12 protein-coding genes are annotated in these 14,548 nt (G+C 67.1%); 8 read left to right on the forward strand and 4 right to left on the reverse strand.

All coding sequences use genetic code 11. The annotated features are described in order from the left end of the window. The first annotated feature begins 595 nt into the window (after nucleotides 1-595). The 4 genes from HNQ61_RS03605 (at nucleotide 596) to HNQ61_RS03620 (ending at nucleotide 5,068) form a co-directional block, all read left to right on the forward strand. Nucleotides 596-3,136: an excinuclease ABC subunit UvrA gene (locus HNQ61_RS03605; RefSeq protein ID WP_170038201.1), complete on the forward strand. Its 2,541-nt coding sequence runs from the start codon at nucleotides 596-598 to the stop codon at nucleotides 3,134-3,136. A 220-nt stretch (nucleotides 3,137-3,356) separates the two neighbouring features. After that, nucleotides 3,357-4,316, forward strand: coding sequence for a hypothetical protein (locus HNQ61_RS03610; protein WP_170038200.1), 960 nt, complete (start codon nucleotides 3,357-3,359; stop codon nucleotides 4,314-4,316). A gap of 39 nt (nucleotides 4,317-4,355) precedes the next feature. Further along, nucleotides 4,356-4,541: a hypothetical protein gene (locus tag HNQ61_RS03615; RefSeq protein ID WP_170036014.1), complete on the forward strand. Its 186-nt coding sequence runs from the start codon at nucleotides 4,356-4,358 to the stop codon at nucleotides 4,539-4,541. A 239-nt stretch (nucleotides 4,542-4,780) separates the two neighbouring features. After that, nucleotides 4,781-5,068 carry a hypothetical protein gene (locus HNQ61_RS03620; RefSeq protein ID WP_170038199.1) on the forward strand — a complete coding sequence of 96 codons (288 nt, stop codon included), beginning with the start codon at nucleotides 4,781-4,783 and terminating at the stop codon, nucleotides 5,066-5,068. Between the two features lie 180 nt (nucleotides 5,069-5,248). Here HNQ61_RS03620 and HNQ61_RS03625 read toward each other — a convergent pair whose 3' ends face one another. Further along, a complete protein-coding gene (locus HNQ61_RS03625; RefSeq protein WP_170038198.1) occupies nucleotides 5,249-5,455 on the reverse strand; it encodes a hypothetical protein in 207 nt (68 codons plus the stop codon). Between the two features lie 288 nt (nucleotides 5,456-5,743). Here HNQ61_RS03625 and HNQ61_RS03630 point away from each other — a divergent pair, with 288 nt between their 5' ends. The 3 genes from HNQ61_RS03630 to HNQ61_RS03640 all read left to right on the forward strand — a co-directional run bounded on the left by HNQ61_RS03630 (nucleotide 5,744) and on the right by HNQ61_RS03640 (nucleotide 7,771). Continuing rightward, nucleotides 5,744-5,944 carry a hypothetical protein gene (locus tag HNQ61_RS03630; RefSeq protein ID WP_170038197.1) on the forward strand — a complete coding sequence of 67 codons (201 nt, stop codon included), beginning with the start codon at nucleotides 5,744-5,746 and terminating at the stop codon, nucleotides 5,942-5,944. Between the two features lie 384 nt (nucleotides 5,945-6,328). After that, nucleotides 6,329-6,745: an SseB family protein gene (locus HNQ61_RS03635; RefSeq protein ID WP_170038196.1), complete on the forward strand. Its 417-nt coding sequence runs from the start codon at nucleotides 6,329-6,331 to the stop codon at nucleotides 6,743-6,745. A gap of 387 nt (nucleotides 6,746-7,132) precedes the next feature. Beyond that, on the forward strand, nucleotides 7,133-7,771 hold the full coding sequence (locus tag HNQ61_RS03640; RefSeq protein ID WP_170038195.1) for a LuxR C-terminal-related transcriptional regulator: 639 nt from the start codon (nucleotides 7,133-7,135) through the stop codon (nucleotides 7,769-7,771). Between the two features lie 296 nt (nucleotides 7,772-8,067). Here the strand turns inward: HNQ61_RS03640 and HNQ61_RS03645 are convergent, their stop codons facing one another. The 3 genes from HNQ61_RS03645 to HNQ61_RS03655 all read right to left on the reverse strand — a co-directional run bounded on the left by HNQ61_RS03645 (nucleotide 8,068) and on the right by HNQ61_RS03655 (nucleotide 12,784). Continuing rightward, nucleotides 8,068-9,147: an OmpA family protein gene (locus HNQ61_RS03645; protein WP_170038193.1), complete on the reverse strand. Its 1,080-nt coding sequence runs from the start codon at nucleotides 9,145-9,147 to the stop codon at nucleotides 8,068-8,070. Between the two features lie 101 nt (nucleotides 9,148-9,248). Next, nucleotides 9,249-12,101, reverse strand: a complete 2,853-nt coding sequence (locus HNQ61_RS03650) for an ice-binding family protein (protein ID WP_170038191.1) — start codon at nucleotides 12,099-12,101, stop codon at nucleotides 9,249-9,251. 479 nt (nucleotides 12,102-12,580) lie between these two features. Continuing rightward, nucleotides 12,581-12,784 carry a hypothetical protein gene (locus tag HNQ61_RS03655; protein ID WP_170038189.1) on the reverse strand — a complete coding sequence of 68 codons (204 nt, stop codon included), beginning with the start codon at nucleotides 12,782-12,784 and terminating at the stop codon, nucleotides 12,581-12,583. On the opposite strand from HNQ61_RS03655, the gene HNQ61_RS03660 reads away from it, so the two are divergent. After that, nucleotides 12,784-14,007 carry a GAF domain-containing sensor histidine kinase gene (locus HNQ61_RS03660; protein WP_205761974.1) on the forward strand — a complete coding sequence of 408 codons (1,224 nt, stop codon included), beginning with the start codon at nucleotides 12,784-12,786 and terminating at the stop codon, nucleotides 14,005-14,007. The genes HNQ61_RS03655 and HNQ61_RS03660 overlap by 1 nt on opposite strands. Nucleotides 14,008-14,548 lie beyond the last annotated feature (541 nt).

Consider the following 14,548-nt stretch of genomic DNA (forward strand, 5'->3'; position numbering starts at 1 on the left):
ACGCATTCAAGGCTCCTGGGCTCTGTGCTTCGCCGAGTTTACAGCCCAAACTACTCCCACGAAAGTGGACGGTGATTTTTTAGAAACCTGCTAGGCGAGCATCTACTCGAGGCTGGCGAGGAAAGCCTCAATCTGTTGACGGACTTTCGTATCGAGAGACCCCCCATAATCTGTAATACTCGTGATTTTAGCAGACTTGAGTATACTTACCGCGACGCTACTCTGGCATTCCGAGGCAGACTAGATCGAGAGTTTCAGGATCTCTTTATGTCACACCTTGCATCTTTGATTCAACAACGCAAACGAACTAAGACCGCATTCGATCTCGTCCGCGCGGAGGTAGGAGCCCGAACTCTGATTAGCCGCAACGGTGCCCCTGCTCGGATTGCCACTTTGAGTGAGCTTGTAGAAGCACTTCAGCAGGAGGCGGCCGCCCTTGAGGTGCTCGCGCGACGTTACCGAGTAGCTTCGTGAGTGGCTATTCCGTTAACTGACGGCGCTTTTTCCAACAGCAGGTTAGCTGGATCGTAGCGGACTCTGTGTACATGATTTCTCGGCATTGCGTCACCAGAAACACCACGGGCGGGCTGAACGGATGAAGGCAGGGAAGAGCGGCGGGGCGGGGGACGCGGCGGAAGGCGCGCGGCGGACGGGGTTCGTGCGGGTGCGGGGGGCGCGGGAGCACAACCTCAAGAACGTGGACGTCGACATCCCGCGCGACGTGCTCGTCGTGTTCACGGGCGTGTCGGGATCGGGCAAGTCGTCGCTCGCGTTCGGCACGCTGTACGCCGAGGCGCAGCGCCGCTACCTGGAATCCGTGGCGCCGTACGCGCGCCGCCTGTTCAATCAGATGGGCGTGCCGCAGGTGGATTCCATCGACGGCCTGCCGCCCGCCGTGGCCCTGCAGCAGCAGCGCGGCTCATCCACCACGCGCTCGTCCGTGGGCAGCGTCACCACGCTCAGCAACCTGCTGCGCATGCTGTACTCGCGCGCCGGCGACTATCCGCCTGGGCAGCCCATCATCTACGCCGAGGCGTTTTCGCCCCACACGCCGGAGGGCGCCTGCCCGGGCTGCCACGGCCTGGGCCAGGTGTACGAAGTCACGGAGCAGTCGATGGTTCCGGACCCATCGCTCACCATCCGCGAGCGCGCCGTCGCCGCGTGGCCCACGGCGTGGGGCGGGCAGAACCAGCGCGATATCCTGGTTACGCTGGGCCATGACGTGGACCGTCCGTGGCGGGAACTGCCTCAGGAACTGCGCGACTGGATCCTGTTCACGGATGAGCAGCCCGTCGTTCCCGTCTACCCCGGCCTCACGCCGGAGGAGACGCGGCGGGCGGTGAAACGGGGGGATGAGCCCAACTACATGGGCACCTTCAGCAGCGCGCGGCGGCATACGCTGCACACCTTTGCCAACACGCAGAGCGCGTCGATGAAGAAGCGCGCTCTCTCGTTCATGCTCAGCACGCCGTGCCCGGTGTGTGGCGGCAAGCGGCTGCGCAGGGAATCGCTTTCCGTCACCTTCGCGGGGATGGACATCGCGGACCTGTCGCGCCTGCCGCTTGCCCGCCTGGCGTCGCTCATCCTCCCCTATGCCGGCGGAAGCGGGCCCGACGCGGCGGATGACGCGCATCCGGAAAAGGCCATCGTGCGCCAGCGCATCGCCAGCGACGCGGCGGACCGGCTGAACGTGCTGCTGGACATGGGGTTGGGCTACCTGTCGCTGGAGCGCAGCACGCCCAGCCTGTCGCCTGGAGAACTGCAGCGGCTGCGGCTGGCAACGCAGGTGCACAGCAACCTGTTCGGCGTCGTGTACGTGCTGGACGAACCGAGCGCCGGGCTGCATCCCGCCGACACGGAGGCGCTGCTGCGCGCGCTCGACGGGCTCAAGGCCGCGGGTAACTCGCTGTTTGTCGTCGAGCACGATCTGGACGTGATCCGGCAGGCGGACTGGATCGTGGACGTCGGCCCAGCGGCGGGCGAGCAGGGCGGGGAAGTGCTCTACAGCGGCCCGCCGGATGGGCTTCGGGAGATCGAGATCAGCCAGACGCGGCGCCACCTGTTCGGCGCGGAAGCCGTCATCCCGCGCACGCCGCGCGAGCCCGCCGGGTGGCTGCAGATGGAAGGCGTTACCCGCAACAACCTGCGCAACCTGGACGTCCGCTTTCCGCTCGGCGTGCTGACGACCGTCTCAGGCGTGTCGGGAAGCGGAAAGAGCAGCCTGGTCAGCCAGGCGCTCGTGGAACTCGCGGCGGAGCACCTGGGCCACGCGCCCGTCATCGAAGAGACGGACGAGGCCGATCCGGATGCCGTCATCGCTGTCGGCGGGCGGATCGCGGCGGGGATGGAAGGGATCAGCCGGCTGGTGCGCGTGGACCAGAAGCCCATCGGCCGCACGCCGCGCAGCAACCTGGCGACGTACACGGGATTGTTCGACCACGTGCGCCGCATCTTTGCCGCCACGCCCGCGGCGAAAAAGCGCAGGTACGACGCGGGCCGGTTCAGCTTCAATGTCGCCAAGGGACGCTGCGAAACGTGCGAGGGCGAGGGGTTCGTGATGGTGGAACTCCTCTTTCTGCCCAGCGTCTACGCGCCGTGCCCCACCTGCCACGGTGCGCGCTACAACGCGGCCACGCTGGAGATCGAGTACCGCGGCCAGAACATCGCGCAGGTGCTGGGGATGACCGTCGATGCGGCGTACGAGTTCTTTGCGGATGAGCCGCAGGTGCGCCGCTCGCTGCACGTGCTGCGCGAGGTCGGGCTCGGCTACCTGCGCCTGGGCCAGCCCGCGACGGAGCTGTCCGGCGGCGAGGCGCAGCGGATCAAGCTCGCCACGGAGCTGCAGCGGGCGCAACGCGGCCACGCCCTCTACATCCTGGACGAGCCCACAACCGGCCTCCACCCCGCGGACGTGGAGAAGCTCGTCGTCCAGCTGGACGAACTGGTATCCGCCGGCAACACGGTGATCGTCGTCGAACACGACATGCGCGTGGTGGCGGCAAGCGACTGGGTAATCGACATCGGCCCCGGAGCCGGCGAGGACGGCGGGCGCGTGGTCGCCGAAGGCCCGCCCGCGGAGGTCGCGCGCTCCGCAGAGAGCCGCACGGCGCCGTACCTGGCGAGGGTTCTGGAGTAACGATCCTCCCCCCCGTATCCAAGGTCGGACAATCATCATCGCGAGCGAGGCAGGGCGGAAGACGACTTCCACCCGGCCTCGCTGCATCTGCTCGATGGAACCGACGCGCACCTGGCATCCAGGGGAGGCGATCGAGAGCGCCTGAAACGTTTATGATCCAGATTCGTACTTGATCGCATTCAGGTATTTTGTTGGCAATTTCTTACGGTGCAAAAAGCTGATGAATACGCTTCTTGTTCTGACGGCCGTCATTGCCTCTCTTGGATTTATTCTGACGGCAGCATCGATCGTTACGCCTTCGATCAAACGCGCGGACGGGCGACTGACCCGCGGTGGAAACGCGTTGTTGGTAGTGGCCGTCGTAATGGCCATCGCCACGGTGCTGAGCAGCCAACTGCAGGACCGCAAAGCTCGCGCGGAAAGTACAGCCGCTGACTCCGCGGCCCAGCAGCGGACGGCGTCCATCACGACGCGCCTGGAGCGTGTCATGGGTGAAACCCAGACCATCCGTGTGGAGAGCGAGAAAGTACTCCGAAACCTTGAGACAAGCTTGACCCTGTCTCAGCGTCTCTCGGACAGCATCCGGCAGGCGAACGTGCGGGCAGATGCGCGGGCTGAGGCTGCCCGGGCGCAGATCTATCGCGCGCAGAATCCCGTCACATCCATCCGCACGGATCTGGCTCTGGTATTGCGCAGCAGCGATCCAGAGGTGATCAGGCTTCAGGAAAACATCGCGAGGGATTCGGGTAACTTTCTGCCTTCCGGATTTGCCCTCCTCTTCTGGTCGGAGGACCGGGAGTGCGGAAATACTTCCGAGGAGGGTCGCGAAAAGCTTCTTGATGGCTTGATCGTGCTCAATCAGGATTCGATCGATTTTCGGCAGAGCAAGAGGGGGGCGGAGGCCGAACTTCGCATCGGTTGGGGAGAATCCGACGCATTGTTGTATGCGCGGAAGAATTTGACGGTCGATGACATGAAAAACGTGTGCATGCAGGTTCGGCCTCTCATCCGGTTTGGTGAGGAGCTCGATCCAGTCTACGATCGAGTTTGGGAGTCGGCTGTAATCCAAATCTACATCATGAGATTTCCGCAGGGACGACACATTTACCTGGATGATATCCCGGTCCGGATGCGAGGCGAAGAATTGCTGTGGATCAGCCGGCTCCCGGAAAACTTCTGACCTGGAGCGCTACTCACGGACAAGGTGACTCCAAACGGAATGAAGGCGATACTCCCAATCTCCTGCTATGATGAGCGCGTCGTGGCGGCAAGCGACTGGGTAATCGACATCGGCCCGGGCGCGAGCGAGGAAGGCGGCCGCGTCGTGGCCGAAGGGCCGCCCGCGGAGGTCGCGCGATCCGCAGAGAGCCGCACGGCGCCGTATCTGACGCGGGCGATCGGGTGAGGAGCAAAATGGGAAGTTCACTGACCCGCGCGGTCCTGATCGTTGCGTTGGGTGCATGTGCGCGGGAACCAACGCAGGGACTGCCCGCGGGCATCGATCTACCCGATTACCTCGTTGGCTGCTATGACCTTCGTCGCACCAACGACCTGTACTACGCTCCACCCCGGCTGCGATTGACCGCGGATACGCTTACCCGGTGGAATCGCAGACTCGTAAGCGATTCCACATCCGCCGCCTGGATGCTCATCCGTCTGGATTCGGCTGGCCGGCCGATGGGCGGAAACGTGCACCACGACCATGAGGTCATGTACTGGCGGTTTGACGGCGATTCCGCCCGTGTGCGGGTGATGCTTTCCTCTGGCCACAGCGGAACCGAGCTGTTGCTGAGGGTGCCCAGTTCGCCCGACACGCTTAAGGGAAGCGCAACGGAGCACTGGGATTTCGGCACGCCGTTCACCAACGGCGGATCGGTTTCTCTGGTCCGCGTGCCGTGTCTCTCAGATTCGAACTCTCCGCGAACGCGCTGAGTCAGCGGGTCCGGACGAGCCCGGCTGGGCGCGATCAATCGAGAGCCGCACCGCACCTGTCTTGTGCGACAACTCGTGTGCGGGACGCACGGTACGCGCACGACAATGGCGGAGGCGCTGCCCTCGGGTTGCGCCTCCGCCAGCTTCATGGCCGTGTGTTGCTGCTGTGTCCGTAATGGTTCAGCAGTCGCCTGGGTTGCAGGACCAGGTTTCCGGCATGGGGAGGCAGTACTTCCACGGGGCACTGGGGCCAACACCGCAGACGCACGTGTCCGGGCCCGCCGACGCGAAGCCGCGGACCGTTCCGCGGGCCACCGGAGCGTCCGGCTGAACACCGAACTGCTCAACGCGGAGTTCATCGATTTCCAGGCGCAGCTTCTTCTTCATGGTAGCCTCGCTGTAGGAAGGTTGTGGGTCGGGCAGCGCTCTCCGTCTGGAAGGCGCCGTTCCGAAACGATTGATGGTAGCCTAATCTGACGTTTGTTGAGGTTAAGGAATGCGGCTGCTCTGCGCCGTCCCCCGGGACGGGCGAGGAAGGGCGCTTGGTGGCCAGCGGCCCGCCGTCATGGCCGCCTATGAAGAGGTCGCACTTGTGCGATCCCACGGTTGACGCCCATAAATAGGGTGTGGGTACGGCTCGCTGTCCCTTTTTCCTCATCGTCCGGAGAAACTCCCATGCCCAAGCTGACGCTGGAAGTCGAAGCCCTGCAGGTGGAATCGTTCGGCACCTCCAATACCGGCACGGTGATGCACGGCACCGTGCGCGGTCAGGAAGCGCTGGCGGGCGCCACCGGGACCAAGCCATCCTGCATCTCCTGCTACAATCCGACGGATCCCTGCATCTGCGACCCGATCAAGCTGACCGCACTCTGCTGATCATCTGAATCCGTGCGGAGAGAGGCCGCGCATTCGGAAGGGCGCGCGGCCTCTCGTGCGCCCGCCTTCGCCGCGGCGGAGGCGGACGACGCTCACCGCCGTTGGATAGCGCCTGTTACCTGGACCGGTGCGCCATTCCATGGGGGGGAACTGATCTGTGCATCCGCACCCCACCTCTGCATGTGGTGACGTGAGACGAGCCGAAGCGCCTGGACTGCGTGAACGCCGGCATCCTCAAAGGCAACGGGCGGGGTGAGGACAAGCGTTGGCCCGGTGCGTGCTTTGTCTGCGTTGCTCGACGGCCTGCGCCGGGCCTGCTGCACGCGAGGATGCAGTCCCCGGCCGGAGCCCGCCCGCGGTATGTACTGACCAACCCGACCTTTGATGAACAATCCAGAAGACGGCAACAGAAGCGACGCCACCGACGCAATCCGCGCCGCCCGGGCGGGAACCCTCCCCGTGGAGCAGATGCTGAGCACGCTGCTGGCCGCAAAGGTCAGCGTTCCGCTGGCGGAGCCGCCGGTGATGGAGGGTGCCCGCATGCTCAGCTGGAAGCCGGCGACGGTTACCCGCGACACGGATGGCGAGCAGTTCATCGTCGTCTTTACGGACGACAAGCTGGATGGGCAGTACGCCAAGTGGCGGCCGGAATACCCGATCCGGCTTCGGGTGGGTGGTGATTGGCTGATGACGGTGCTGCCGGCCGGCCATGGCATCATCTTCAACCTCGGCGGCGGCGAGATCCTGTTCGAGTGGTCCGCGCGCGACATCCAGGCGTACCCAACGGGCCGGCAGGCCTGACGCACTCTCTGGAGGCGCCGGGAGAGAGAACGCGCGGCTAGCGGATGCGCACCTCCGACGGCCTGGAGGGGTGTGGCGGGATCGGGTCAGGCGATCGCGAAGGGCGATCCTTGCCGCCGGATCGCGGAGCCTGCTAGCTTGGTTTCATCAAACCTGTCATGATGGACAAACCCTCCACGTGACGGGGCCCGGGCGGACCCGTTTTCCGGGAACGCGCGGCACGGGTGCGTTCATGGGCGAACGCGTGCCGGATGTTCCACCCGTCCTGGACCGGAATCCGGGGTACGGGGACGTTTCTGTCCGGAGCCGGCGATCTTCTCGCCCCCGCCCGGCACCGCCGCGCGCGCCAGCGGACGCACGATAGACGACACTTTTTCAGCCACACGCATGATCTCTGTCGCGCTCATCGAAGACAATCGCCTCGTGCGCGAGGGGTTGACGGCGATGCTGGACCGAACCGCGGACTTCACGGTGGTGGCCTCTGCGTCCAGCGGCGAGCCCGCACGGCTGCGCGACGCCAAGCCGGAAGTCATCCTGCTGGACGTGGGGCTGTGGGACGACGACAGCCTGCGCGTGGCCGAAACGCTCAAGCAGGAATATCCGGATTCGCGGGTCATCATCATGGACCTGCTGCCGGTGCACGAAGACATCATCGAGTTCGTGAACGCGGGGGTTTCGGGGTTCATCCTCAAGGACGCGACCTTTGAGGATCTGGTAAGCACCATCCGCTCGGTGGCGGAAGGCGCGCACGTGCTGCCGCCGCAGATGACGTCGTCGCTGTTTTCGCAGATCGCCCGAGAGGCCGTCGAGCGCGGGCGGGCCGTAGCGATGGAAGCGGTGAAGATGACGCCGCGCGAGCGCGAGGTGATCGGGCTGATCGCCGAAGGATTGAGCAACAAGGAGATCGCCGCACGGCTTCAGATCGCCACGTACACGGTCAAGAGCCACGTGCGCAACGTGATGGAAAAGCTGGCGCTGCACACGCGCCTGCAGATCGCCGCGTTCGCGCACAAGGGCAGCGGCTGAGTACCTGTCCAGGTTGGTGGGTACGGCCGATTGATCGCGAGCCCGCCTCCAGGAGCGAATGAATTCGCCGCTGGAACAGCACCACGTCCGCCTTCGCGGACTGTGGGGGCGGCTTCCGAGCCGGACGATGGGCCCCGTGCGGCCGCCGGTCCAGAGAGCCGGAATCCGGCGCGATCCAGAGCCGGATCTCCTGCTTCCTGGACTGCGCGGACGTTCATCATCCGGAAAAACGACGCGGGAGCCGGAAAATTCCGGCTCCCGCGTCGTCGTTCATCCAGCCCAGTCCGAACCGTCCGCTACGGAGCGGGCTGGGCCGGCGGGGCGGGGATGCGGCTCATCTGCACGCGCCGGTTCTGCGCGCGCCCCTCCACCGTGGCGTTGGTGGTCACCGGCCGCGTCTCGCCGTACCCCTCGGCCACCAGCGATCCCGCCGCGATTCCGCGGCTCACCAGGTACTGCACCACCGACTGCGCCCGCGCCCGCGACAGCGCCATGTTCGCCGCGTCCGCGCCCACCGAGTCCGTGTGCCCCTCCACCTGCCAGCTGGATCCCGGCGTGCTGCGGATGGCCATCGCCACCGAATCCAGCACGATGCGCGACTGCGGAAGCAGCTCCGCGCGGTTGGTGCGGAACTGCACGCGCAGCACCACCTGGTCGCCCATCATCATCGTCGGCTGGCGGTACACGGTGTCCGTCCGGAACACGCGCACCGTATCCACCCGCGTGACGTACACCGTTTCCGTGCGCGGCGGGTCCGCAATCACCGTTGCCTCCGGCCGGCGGCCGCCGATGAAGTACGAAACGCCCAGCGTGCCCATGGGCGCGTACGTCGTGTTGCGCCGCATGGGGACTTCGTTGTAGCCCGCGATCGCCACGCGCCCTTCCAGCCGCAGCGCCAGGTTCTGGCTCACCATCTGCCGGATGCCCAGCCCCGCGTGCGCACCCCAGGTGCTGTGCGTGATGCGCCCGTTGTCGCCGCTGATGCGGGTGAGCTCCGTGCCGATGAGCACGAACGGGCTGGTGTTCGCGTTCAGGTTCGCCGTGTACGTCAGGGCGCCGGTGGGGTTCAGGTACGTGACCCCGTCCGCCATCGCCCCGCCGCCGCTGATGCTGACGCCCAGGTTGCGGGTGAAGTTGTATCCGATGCGCGCCACCGCCGTGGGCATCACGCGGGACGCGTCTTCGTCGTGCGTGAAGCGGTTTTCCGGCGATCCGCTCGTCAGAAAGTCGCGCAGCGCCGGGTCGATCCACACCGCGCCGCCGGACAGGCTGAGTTCCCAGCTTCCCTCCCGGTGCGGTTCCATCACCTGCGCCGAGCCCACGACCGGCACGCACGCAGCCAGCAGCACGGCGGCCTTCACGATTCGATCAAACATGGTCGCCCTCTCGTTCTTTCATCTTGGGATGGACAGCGGCGGGGGCGGGCGCGCCGGGCCGGCCGGAATGGCCGTCCGCGCACCCGCCCCGCCCTGGTTGGCTACGGAAGCGTGATGACGCTGCCGGTGCCGAGCGTTACGGCCCCGTTGCGCGCCAGCGCCCTGCCGAGGATGGTCACGTTGTCCACCAGCGTGATGCTGGTGAAGGCGATGATGTTGCCCTGCCAGGCCGAGCCGGTGCCCAGCGTCGCGGAGCTTCCCACCAGCCAGTACACGTTCTTGGCCTGCGCGCCGCCCGCCATCACCACGGAGCCCGCGGTGGTGAGCGAGGTGCCGGCCTTGATGACGAACACCGCACTGGCGGGGCCCGACAGCGTCACCGTGCCCGTGACGCCCACCGAGGTGGCGGCGCAGTAGACACCCGGGGCCAGCGTGGTGCCGCCCATGTTGGTGGTGATGGTGGCGGTGCAGGGCATCGCGTCGAGCGCGTTGTAGGCGATGGTCAGGTCCGTCTGCGCGTTCTGGGCGTACGTATCACCCGCGTGGCGTTGGCCGGTCAGCGTGCACGGGGGAAAGCCTGTGATGGCGACGCCCGGCCACACGCTCACGTCGGCGTTGATGATGCCCGGCGCCGAGGCGCAGCTCACCATGGTGCCGGCCAGAATGCCGTGCGTGGCGGCCCTGCCCAGGAAGGGAGGCGGCGGGGGCGCCGTCACCGTGACCGTCGCCGTTCCCGACACCGTGCCGCTGGTGGCGCGCACCGTGTTGGGAAAGGTGCCTGCCACGTTGCCGGCGGTGAACAGCCCGGTGGCGGGATTGATGGTTCCGCCGCCCGACTGCACGCTCCACACGAGGCCCGGCGTGGGCACCACGTTGTTGTTGGCGTCGCGTCCCGTGGCGGTGAACTGCTGCGTTTCACCCGCGTCCAGCGTCACCGGATTGGGCGTGACGGTGATGGTGGTCAGCACCACCGGGAGCGCCGTCACCGTGACGGTCGCCGAGCCGGAGACGCTGCCCGCGCCGCACGCCGCGGTGCTGCAGGCGCGGACCGTGTTGGGAAAGGTGCCCGGCACGTTGCCCGCGGTGAACAGCCCGCTGGCGCTGATGGTGCCGCCGCCCGACTGCACGCTCCACGTGGGCGTAAAGGCGATCACGTTGCCGTTGATGTCGCGCCCCGTGGCGGTGAACTGCTGGGTCTCGCCCGGATCCAGGGTGGCCGGGTTCGGCGTGACGGTCACGGTCGCCAGCGTGCCCGGGAGCACGGTGACCGTGGCCGAGCCGGAAACGCTGCCCGCGCCGCACGCCGCGGTGCTGCAGGCGCGGACCGTGTTGGGGTAGGTGCCCGGGATGGTGCCGGCGGTGAAGGTGCCGTCCGCGTCAATGGTTCCGCCGCCGGACTGCACGCTCCACACGGGGGTGAAGGCGATCAGATTGCCGTTGGCGTCGCGCCCCGTGGCGGTGAACTGCTGGGTCTCGCCGCCGTCCAGCGTCACCGGGTTCGGAGTGACGACGACCGTCGCCAGCGTGCCCGGGATGACGGTGACCGTGGCCGAGCCGGAAACGCTGCCGGGGCCGCACGCCGCCGTGCTGCAGGCGCGGACCGTGTTCGGGAACGTCCCCGCCACGTTGCCGGCGGTAAAGGTGCCGTCCGCGTCGATCGATCCGCCACCGGACTGCACGCTCCACACGGGGGTGAAGGCGACCACGTTGCCGTTGGCGTCGCGCCCCGTGGCGGTGAACTGCCGCACGTCGCCGGCGGACAGCGTCACGGGATTCGGAGTGACGGTCACGGTGGCCAGCGTGCCCGGGATCACGGTGACGGTCGCCGTGCCGGAGATGCTTCCCGCGGCGCAGGCGCCGGTGCTGCAGGCCCGAACGGTGTTGGGGTACGTTCCCGCGGCGGGGCCGGCGGTGAAGCGGCCGCTGTTGTCGATGGTGCCGCCGCCCGCCCGCACGTCCCACAGCGGGGTGAAGGCGACGGTGTTGCCAAAGGCGTCGCGGCCCGTGGCGGTAAACTGCTGCGTGTCGCCGGCGCCCATGGTCACGGGGTTGGGCGTCACGGTGATGCTCGCCAGCGTGCCCGCCGTCACCGTGACCGTCGCGGAGTCCGCCACCGAGCCCAGCGTGGCCACCACCGTCCGGGGAAAGGTGCCGGAAACCGTGCCGGCGGTGAACAGGCCGGTGGGGCTGATGGTTCCGCCGCCGCCGACCACCGACCACACGGCCGCGGCGGGAAGAACGTTGCCCGCGGCGTCGCGCACCGTGGCGGTAAACTGCTGCGTGTCTCCGGCGCCCAGGACGGCGGGATCCGGTGTGACGACGAGGCTCGCGGCGGGCCCGGCGGTCACGATCACCGTGGCGCGTCCGGAGATGGCGCCGATGGTGGCGGCGACGGTGCCGGTGTACGTCCCGGGCGTGGCGCCGGCGGTGAACAGACCCGTGGGGCTGATGGTTCCGCCCCCCGCCGCGACCGACCAGTTGGGCGCGGTGGTGATGACGTTGCCCGCCGCGTCGCGCACGACGGCCGTGAACTGCTGCGTGCCGCCCGGGGCCAGGGTCACCGTGGGGGGGGAGACGACGATGCTCGCCGCCGCGCCGGGAATGACGGTGACGGTGGCGCGTCCGCTGATGCTGCCGACGGTGGCCACCACGGTGCTGGCGAAGGTCCCGGGAACGGTGCCGGCGGTAAAGACACCGGCGTCGCTGATGGTGCCGCCACCCGCCGCCACGGACCACACCGGGTCGATGCCGACGATGTCGCCGTTGGCGTCACGCCCGGTGGCCGTAAACTGCCGCGCCGTGCCCACCGCCAGGGTGTCGGGGTTGCGCGTGACCGTGATGGTGGCGACGACGCCGCGGTCGGTGGGGCTGTGCTCGCACGCCGCGGGAAGAAGCGCGGCCATCGCGACGCAGAACATCCACGCAATGGTTCGGGGTACCGCTCTGGTGTACATGGAGACTCCGTGATGGGAGCAGCAGCATCCCTGGGTTCCGGGCAGTCGGCCGGACACGAGGGGGGCAGGCGCGGGGGACAAGGTGAGAATCGCCGTAAAATGTGCACTTCCAAGTAGATGCGCCGCTATCGCACATGCGGGTGCATCGTGGTCTCCTCCCTTTGTGCCACCCGTTCCACCCCACCGTTCCCGAACGGATTAGCTATTCCGGGCGAGACGCGTCTCACCTCCCCATTCCGGCCCCGGTCTCGCGCCCCGAGCCGCGTTGGCAGGTCGAGTCAAGCTGGTGGATGGGGATTGCGTCCGCTGGATCGGCGGAGCCGTGGCGGAGAAGCGAGGGAACAGCCGCGGGTTTGATGCGGATCGTGCCCCGCCGTCCATGCGTCTGGTGGGGATGGATTGGCGGATGGAGAGAGATGCACCCGCGGCATGAACCCATCGTGCGGGGGGCTTGCCGGCCCCGGCCAGGCGGGAGCTGGTCAGAAACACGGAAAGCGCTGCACCGCATTCTGTTGCAGGATTTTCACCCCGCGCGCCGCCGCTGCAGTCCGAACGTGGTTCGGGTCTTTTTCGCCCGGCCTCGGCACCGTATATTGTCCCGCCCCAAACCACGGATTCCGCGACACGCGGCGCGCGCCGAGCCGGAACGCACCGGCCGGGAAAACCTCACGGGACGGCTTCATTGGACCAGCTTCAGGCGGACATCGCCGCGGTCGCGCGGATCGACATCGTTCCCACCATTCTGCGCGTCGTCTCGGAAATGACGGGGCTGCGGCTGGTGCTCGTGGCGCGCGTGACCCAGGACGCGTGGACGGCCGCCGCGGTGCTGGACCAGATGGAGTTCGGGCTCAACGTGGGCGACCAGCTGGACGTCACCACCACGCTGTGCAGCCAGGTTCGCGACACCCGCGAGCCCGTCATCATCGAGCACGCCAGCGAGGATCCGGACTACTGCGGTCATCCCACGCCGCGGATGTACGGGTTCGAGAGCTACATCGCGCTCCCCATCTACCGGAACGGCGAGTACTTCGGCACCATCTGCGGGCTGGATTCCAATCCCGCCACGCTGCGTGACGAAAAGACGCTGTCGATGGTGAGCATGTTCGCCGAGCTCATCAGCACGCAGCTGGCGGCGGAGGATGCGTACGCGCGCGACCGCGAGGCGCTGGCCACCGAGCGCGCCAGCGGACAGCTTCGCGAGCAGTTCATCGCCGTGCTGGGGCACGACCTGCGGAATCCGCTGTCGTCCATCGTCACCGGTTCGGAGTTCCTTCTGGGGTTGGAACTGAGTGCCACGGAGCGCACCGTGCTGGAGCGCATCCGCAGCAGCGGCGAGCGCATGTCGCACCTGATCAACGACGTGCTGGATTTTGCGCGCGGGCGGCTGGGCGGCGGGGTGCCGGTGTACCTGGAAGAGGTGGATACGGAACGCCTCGTCCGGCAGGTGGTGGAGGAAGTCGCCAGCGGGCATCCGGCCCGCACGCTGCGGATTACCGCGTCCACGGCGGGAAAGGCGTGGCTGGATGAGTCGCGTGCGGCGCAGCTGCTGAGCAACCTGGTTTCCAACGCGGTGCAGTACAGCCCGGCGCACCTGCCGGTGGACGTGCGGGTGGAGGGCGGGGAAGGGGACAACGTGGTGTTCAGCGTGCACAACGGCGGTGATCCCATTCCCGCCGAGGCGATTCCCCGCCTGTTCGATCCGTATGTGCGCGCGGAGCGCAGTGCGCCGCGCACCGGACTGGGGCTGGGATTGTACATCGCGAGCGAGATCGTGCGCGCGCACGGTGGCGAGATCCGTGTGGAATCCAGCGCGGAAGCCGGGACGATGTTCACGGTGGAACTGCCGCGCCTGCCCACGCTGGCGGCTGGCCAGCAGGTGCTTCCGGCAGGCGCGGGGGTGGAGTAGCGCGAAGCGGTTGATGGCGGGGATGGGTCCGCGCCCGCGATGCCGGGGCGACTGAAGTCGCGGCAACAACGGCGCAAAGTCCACCTTCGTGGGCTGTGGGGACGGTCTGGCTCGTGGAAGCGGAGTTGGGCGCGTCCGCATCCAGGAACGAATGAATTCGCCGCTGGACAAGCACGAAGTCCGCCTGCGCGGACTGCGGCGGCGGACTTCTGTTGATCATCCCGCAATGCAGATGAAGCCCCGAACGGCGCCTGTGAGCGTCGTGTCGGGGCTTCCCGCTTTTGGAGCGGCGGATTTATCCGCTCTGGACTCTCAGCGCGCCCGGATCTGGCGATCCGCTCCAAGCCATCCGCCCGCCCCAACCCTCCCCCAGTCTTTTTTGGGGGAGGGTGGGCGAGTAATGCGAGCCCGGGTGGGGGCCGCCGTAAGGCCGGCCTGACGCGCTTTCGTACCTTCGTACCTTCGTACCTTCGTACCTTCGTACCTTCGTACCTTCGTACCTTCGTACCTTCGTACCTTCGTACCTTCGTACCTTCGTACC

This window comes from Longimicrobium terrae, assembly GCF_014202995.1.
Taxonomy (GTDB): domain Bacteria; phylum Gemmatimonadota; class Gemmatimonadetes; order Longimicrobiales; family Longimicrobiaceae; genus Longimicrobium; species Longimicrobium terrae.

What these genes read in the sequence shown, in the direction of transcription:
- HNQ61_RS03640 (WP_170038195.1), top strand. Translation starts at nt 7,133, where the DNA reads ATGATCTCTGTCGCGCTCATCGAAGACAATCGCCTCGTGCGCGAGGGG.
- HNQ61_RS03615 (WP_170036014.1), top strand. Translation starts at nt 4,356, where the DNA reads ATGAAGGCGATACTCCCAATCTCCTGCTATGATGAGCGCGTCGTGGCG.
- HNQ61_RS03630 (WP_170038197.1), top strand. Translation starts at nt 5,744, where the DNA reads ATGCCCAAGCTGACGCTGGAAGTCGAAGCCCTGCAGGTGGAATCGTTC.
- HNQ61_RS03655 (WP_170038189.1), bottom strand. Translation starts at nt 12,784, where the DNA reads ATGAAGCCGTCCCGTGAGGTTTTCCCGGCCGGTGCGTTCCGGCTCGGC.
- HNQ61_RS03650 (WP_170038191.1), bottom strand. Translation starts at nt 12,101, where the DNA reads ATGTACACCAGAGCGGTACCCCGAACCATTGCGTGGATGTTCTGCGTC.
- HNQ61_RS03620 (WP_170038199.1), top strand. Translation starts at nt 4,781, where the DNA reads ATGCTCATCCGTCTGGATTCGGCTGGCCGGCCGATGGGCGGAAACGTG.
- HNQ61_RS03610 (WP_170038200.1), top strand. Translation starts at nt 3,357, where the DNA reads ATGAATACGCTTCTTGTTCTGACGGCCGTCATTGCCTCTCTTGGATTT.
- HNQ61_RS03625 (WP_170038198.1), bottom strand. Translation starts at nt 5,455, where the DNA reads ATGAAGAAGAAGCTGCGCCTGGAAATCGATGAACTCCGCGTTGAGCAG.
- HNQ61_RS03635 (WP_170038196.1), top strand. Translation starts at nt 6,329, where the DNA reads ATGAACAATCCAGAAGACGGCAACAGAAGCGACGCCACCGACGCAATC.
- HNQ61_RS03645 (WP_170038193.1), bottom strand. Translation starts at nt 9,147, where the DNA reads ATGTTTGATCGAATCGTGAAGGCCGCCGTGCTGCTGGCTGCGTGCGTG.
- HNQ61_RS03605 (WP_170038201.1), top strand. Translation starts at nt 596, where the DNA reads ATGAAGGCAGGGAAGAGCGGCGGGGCGGGGGACGCGGCGGAAGGCGCG.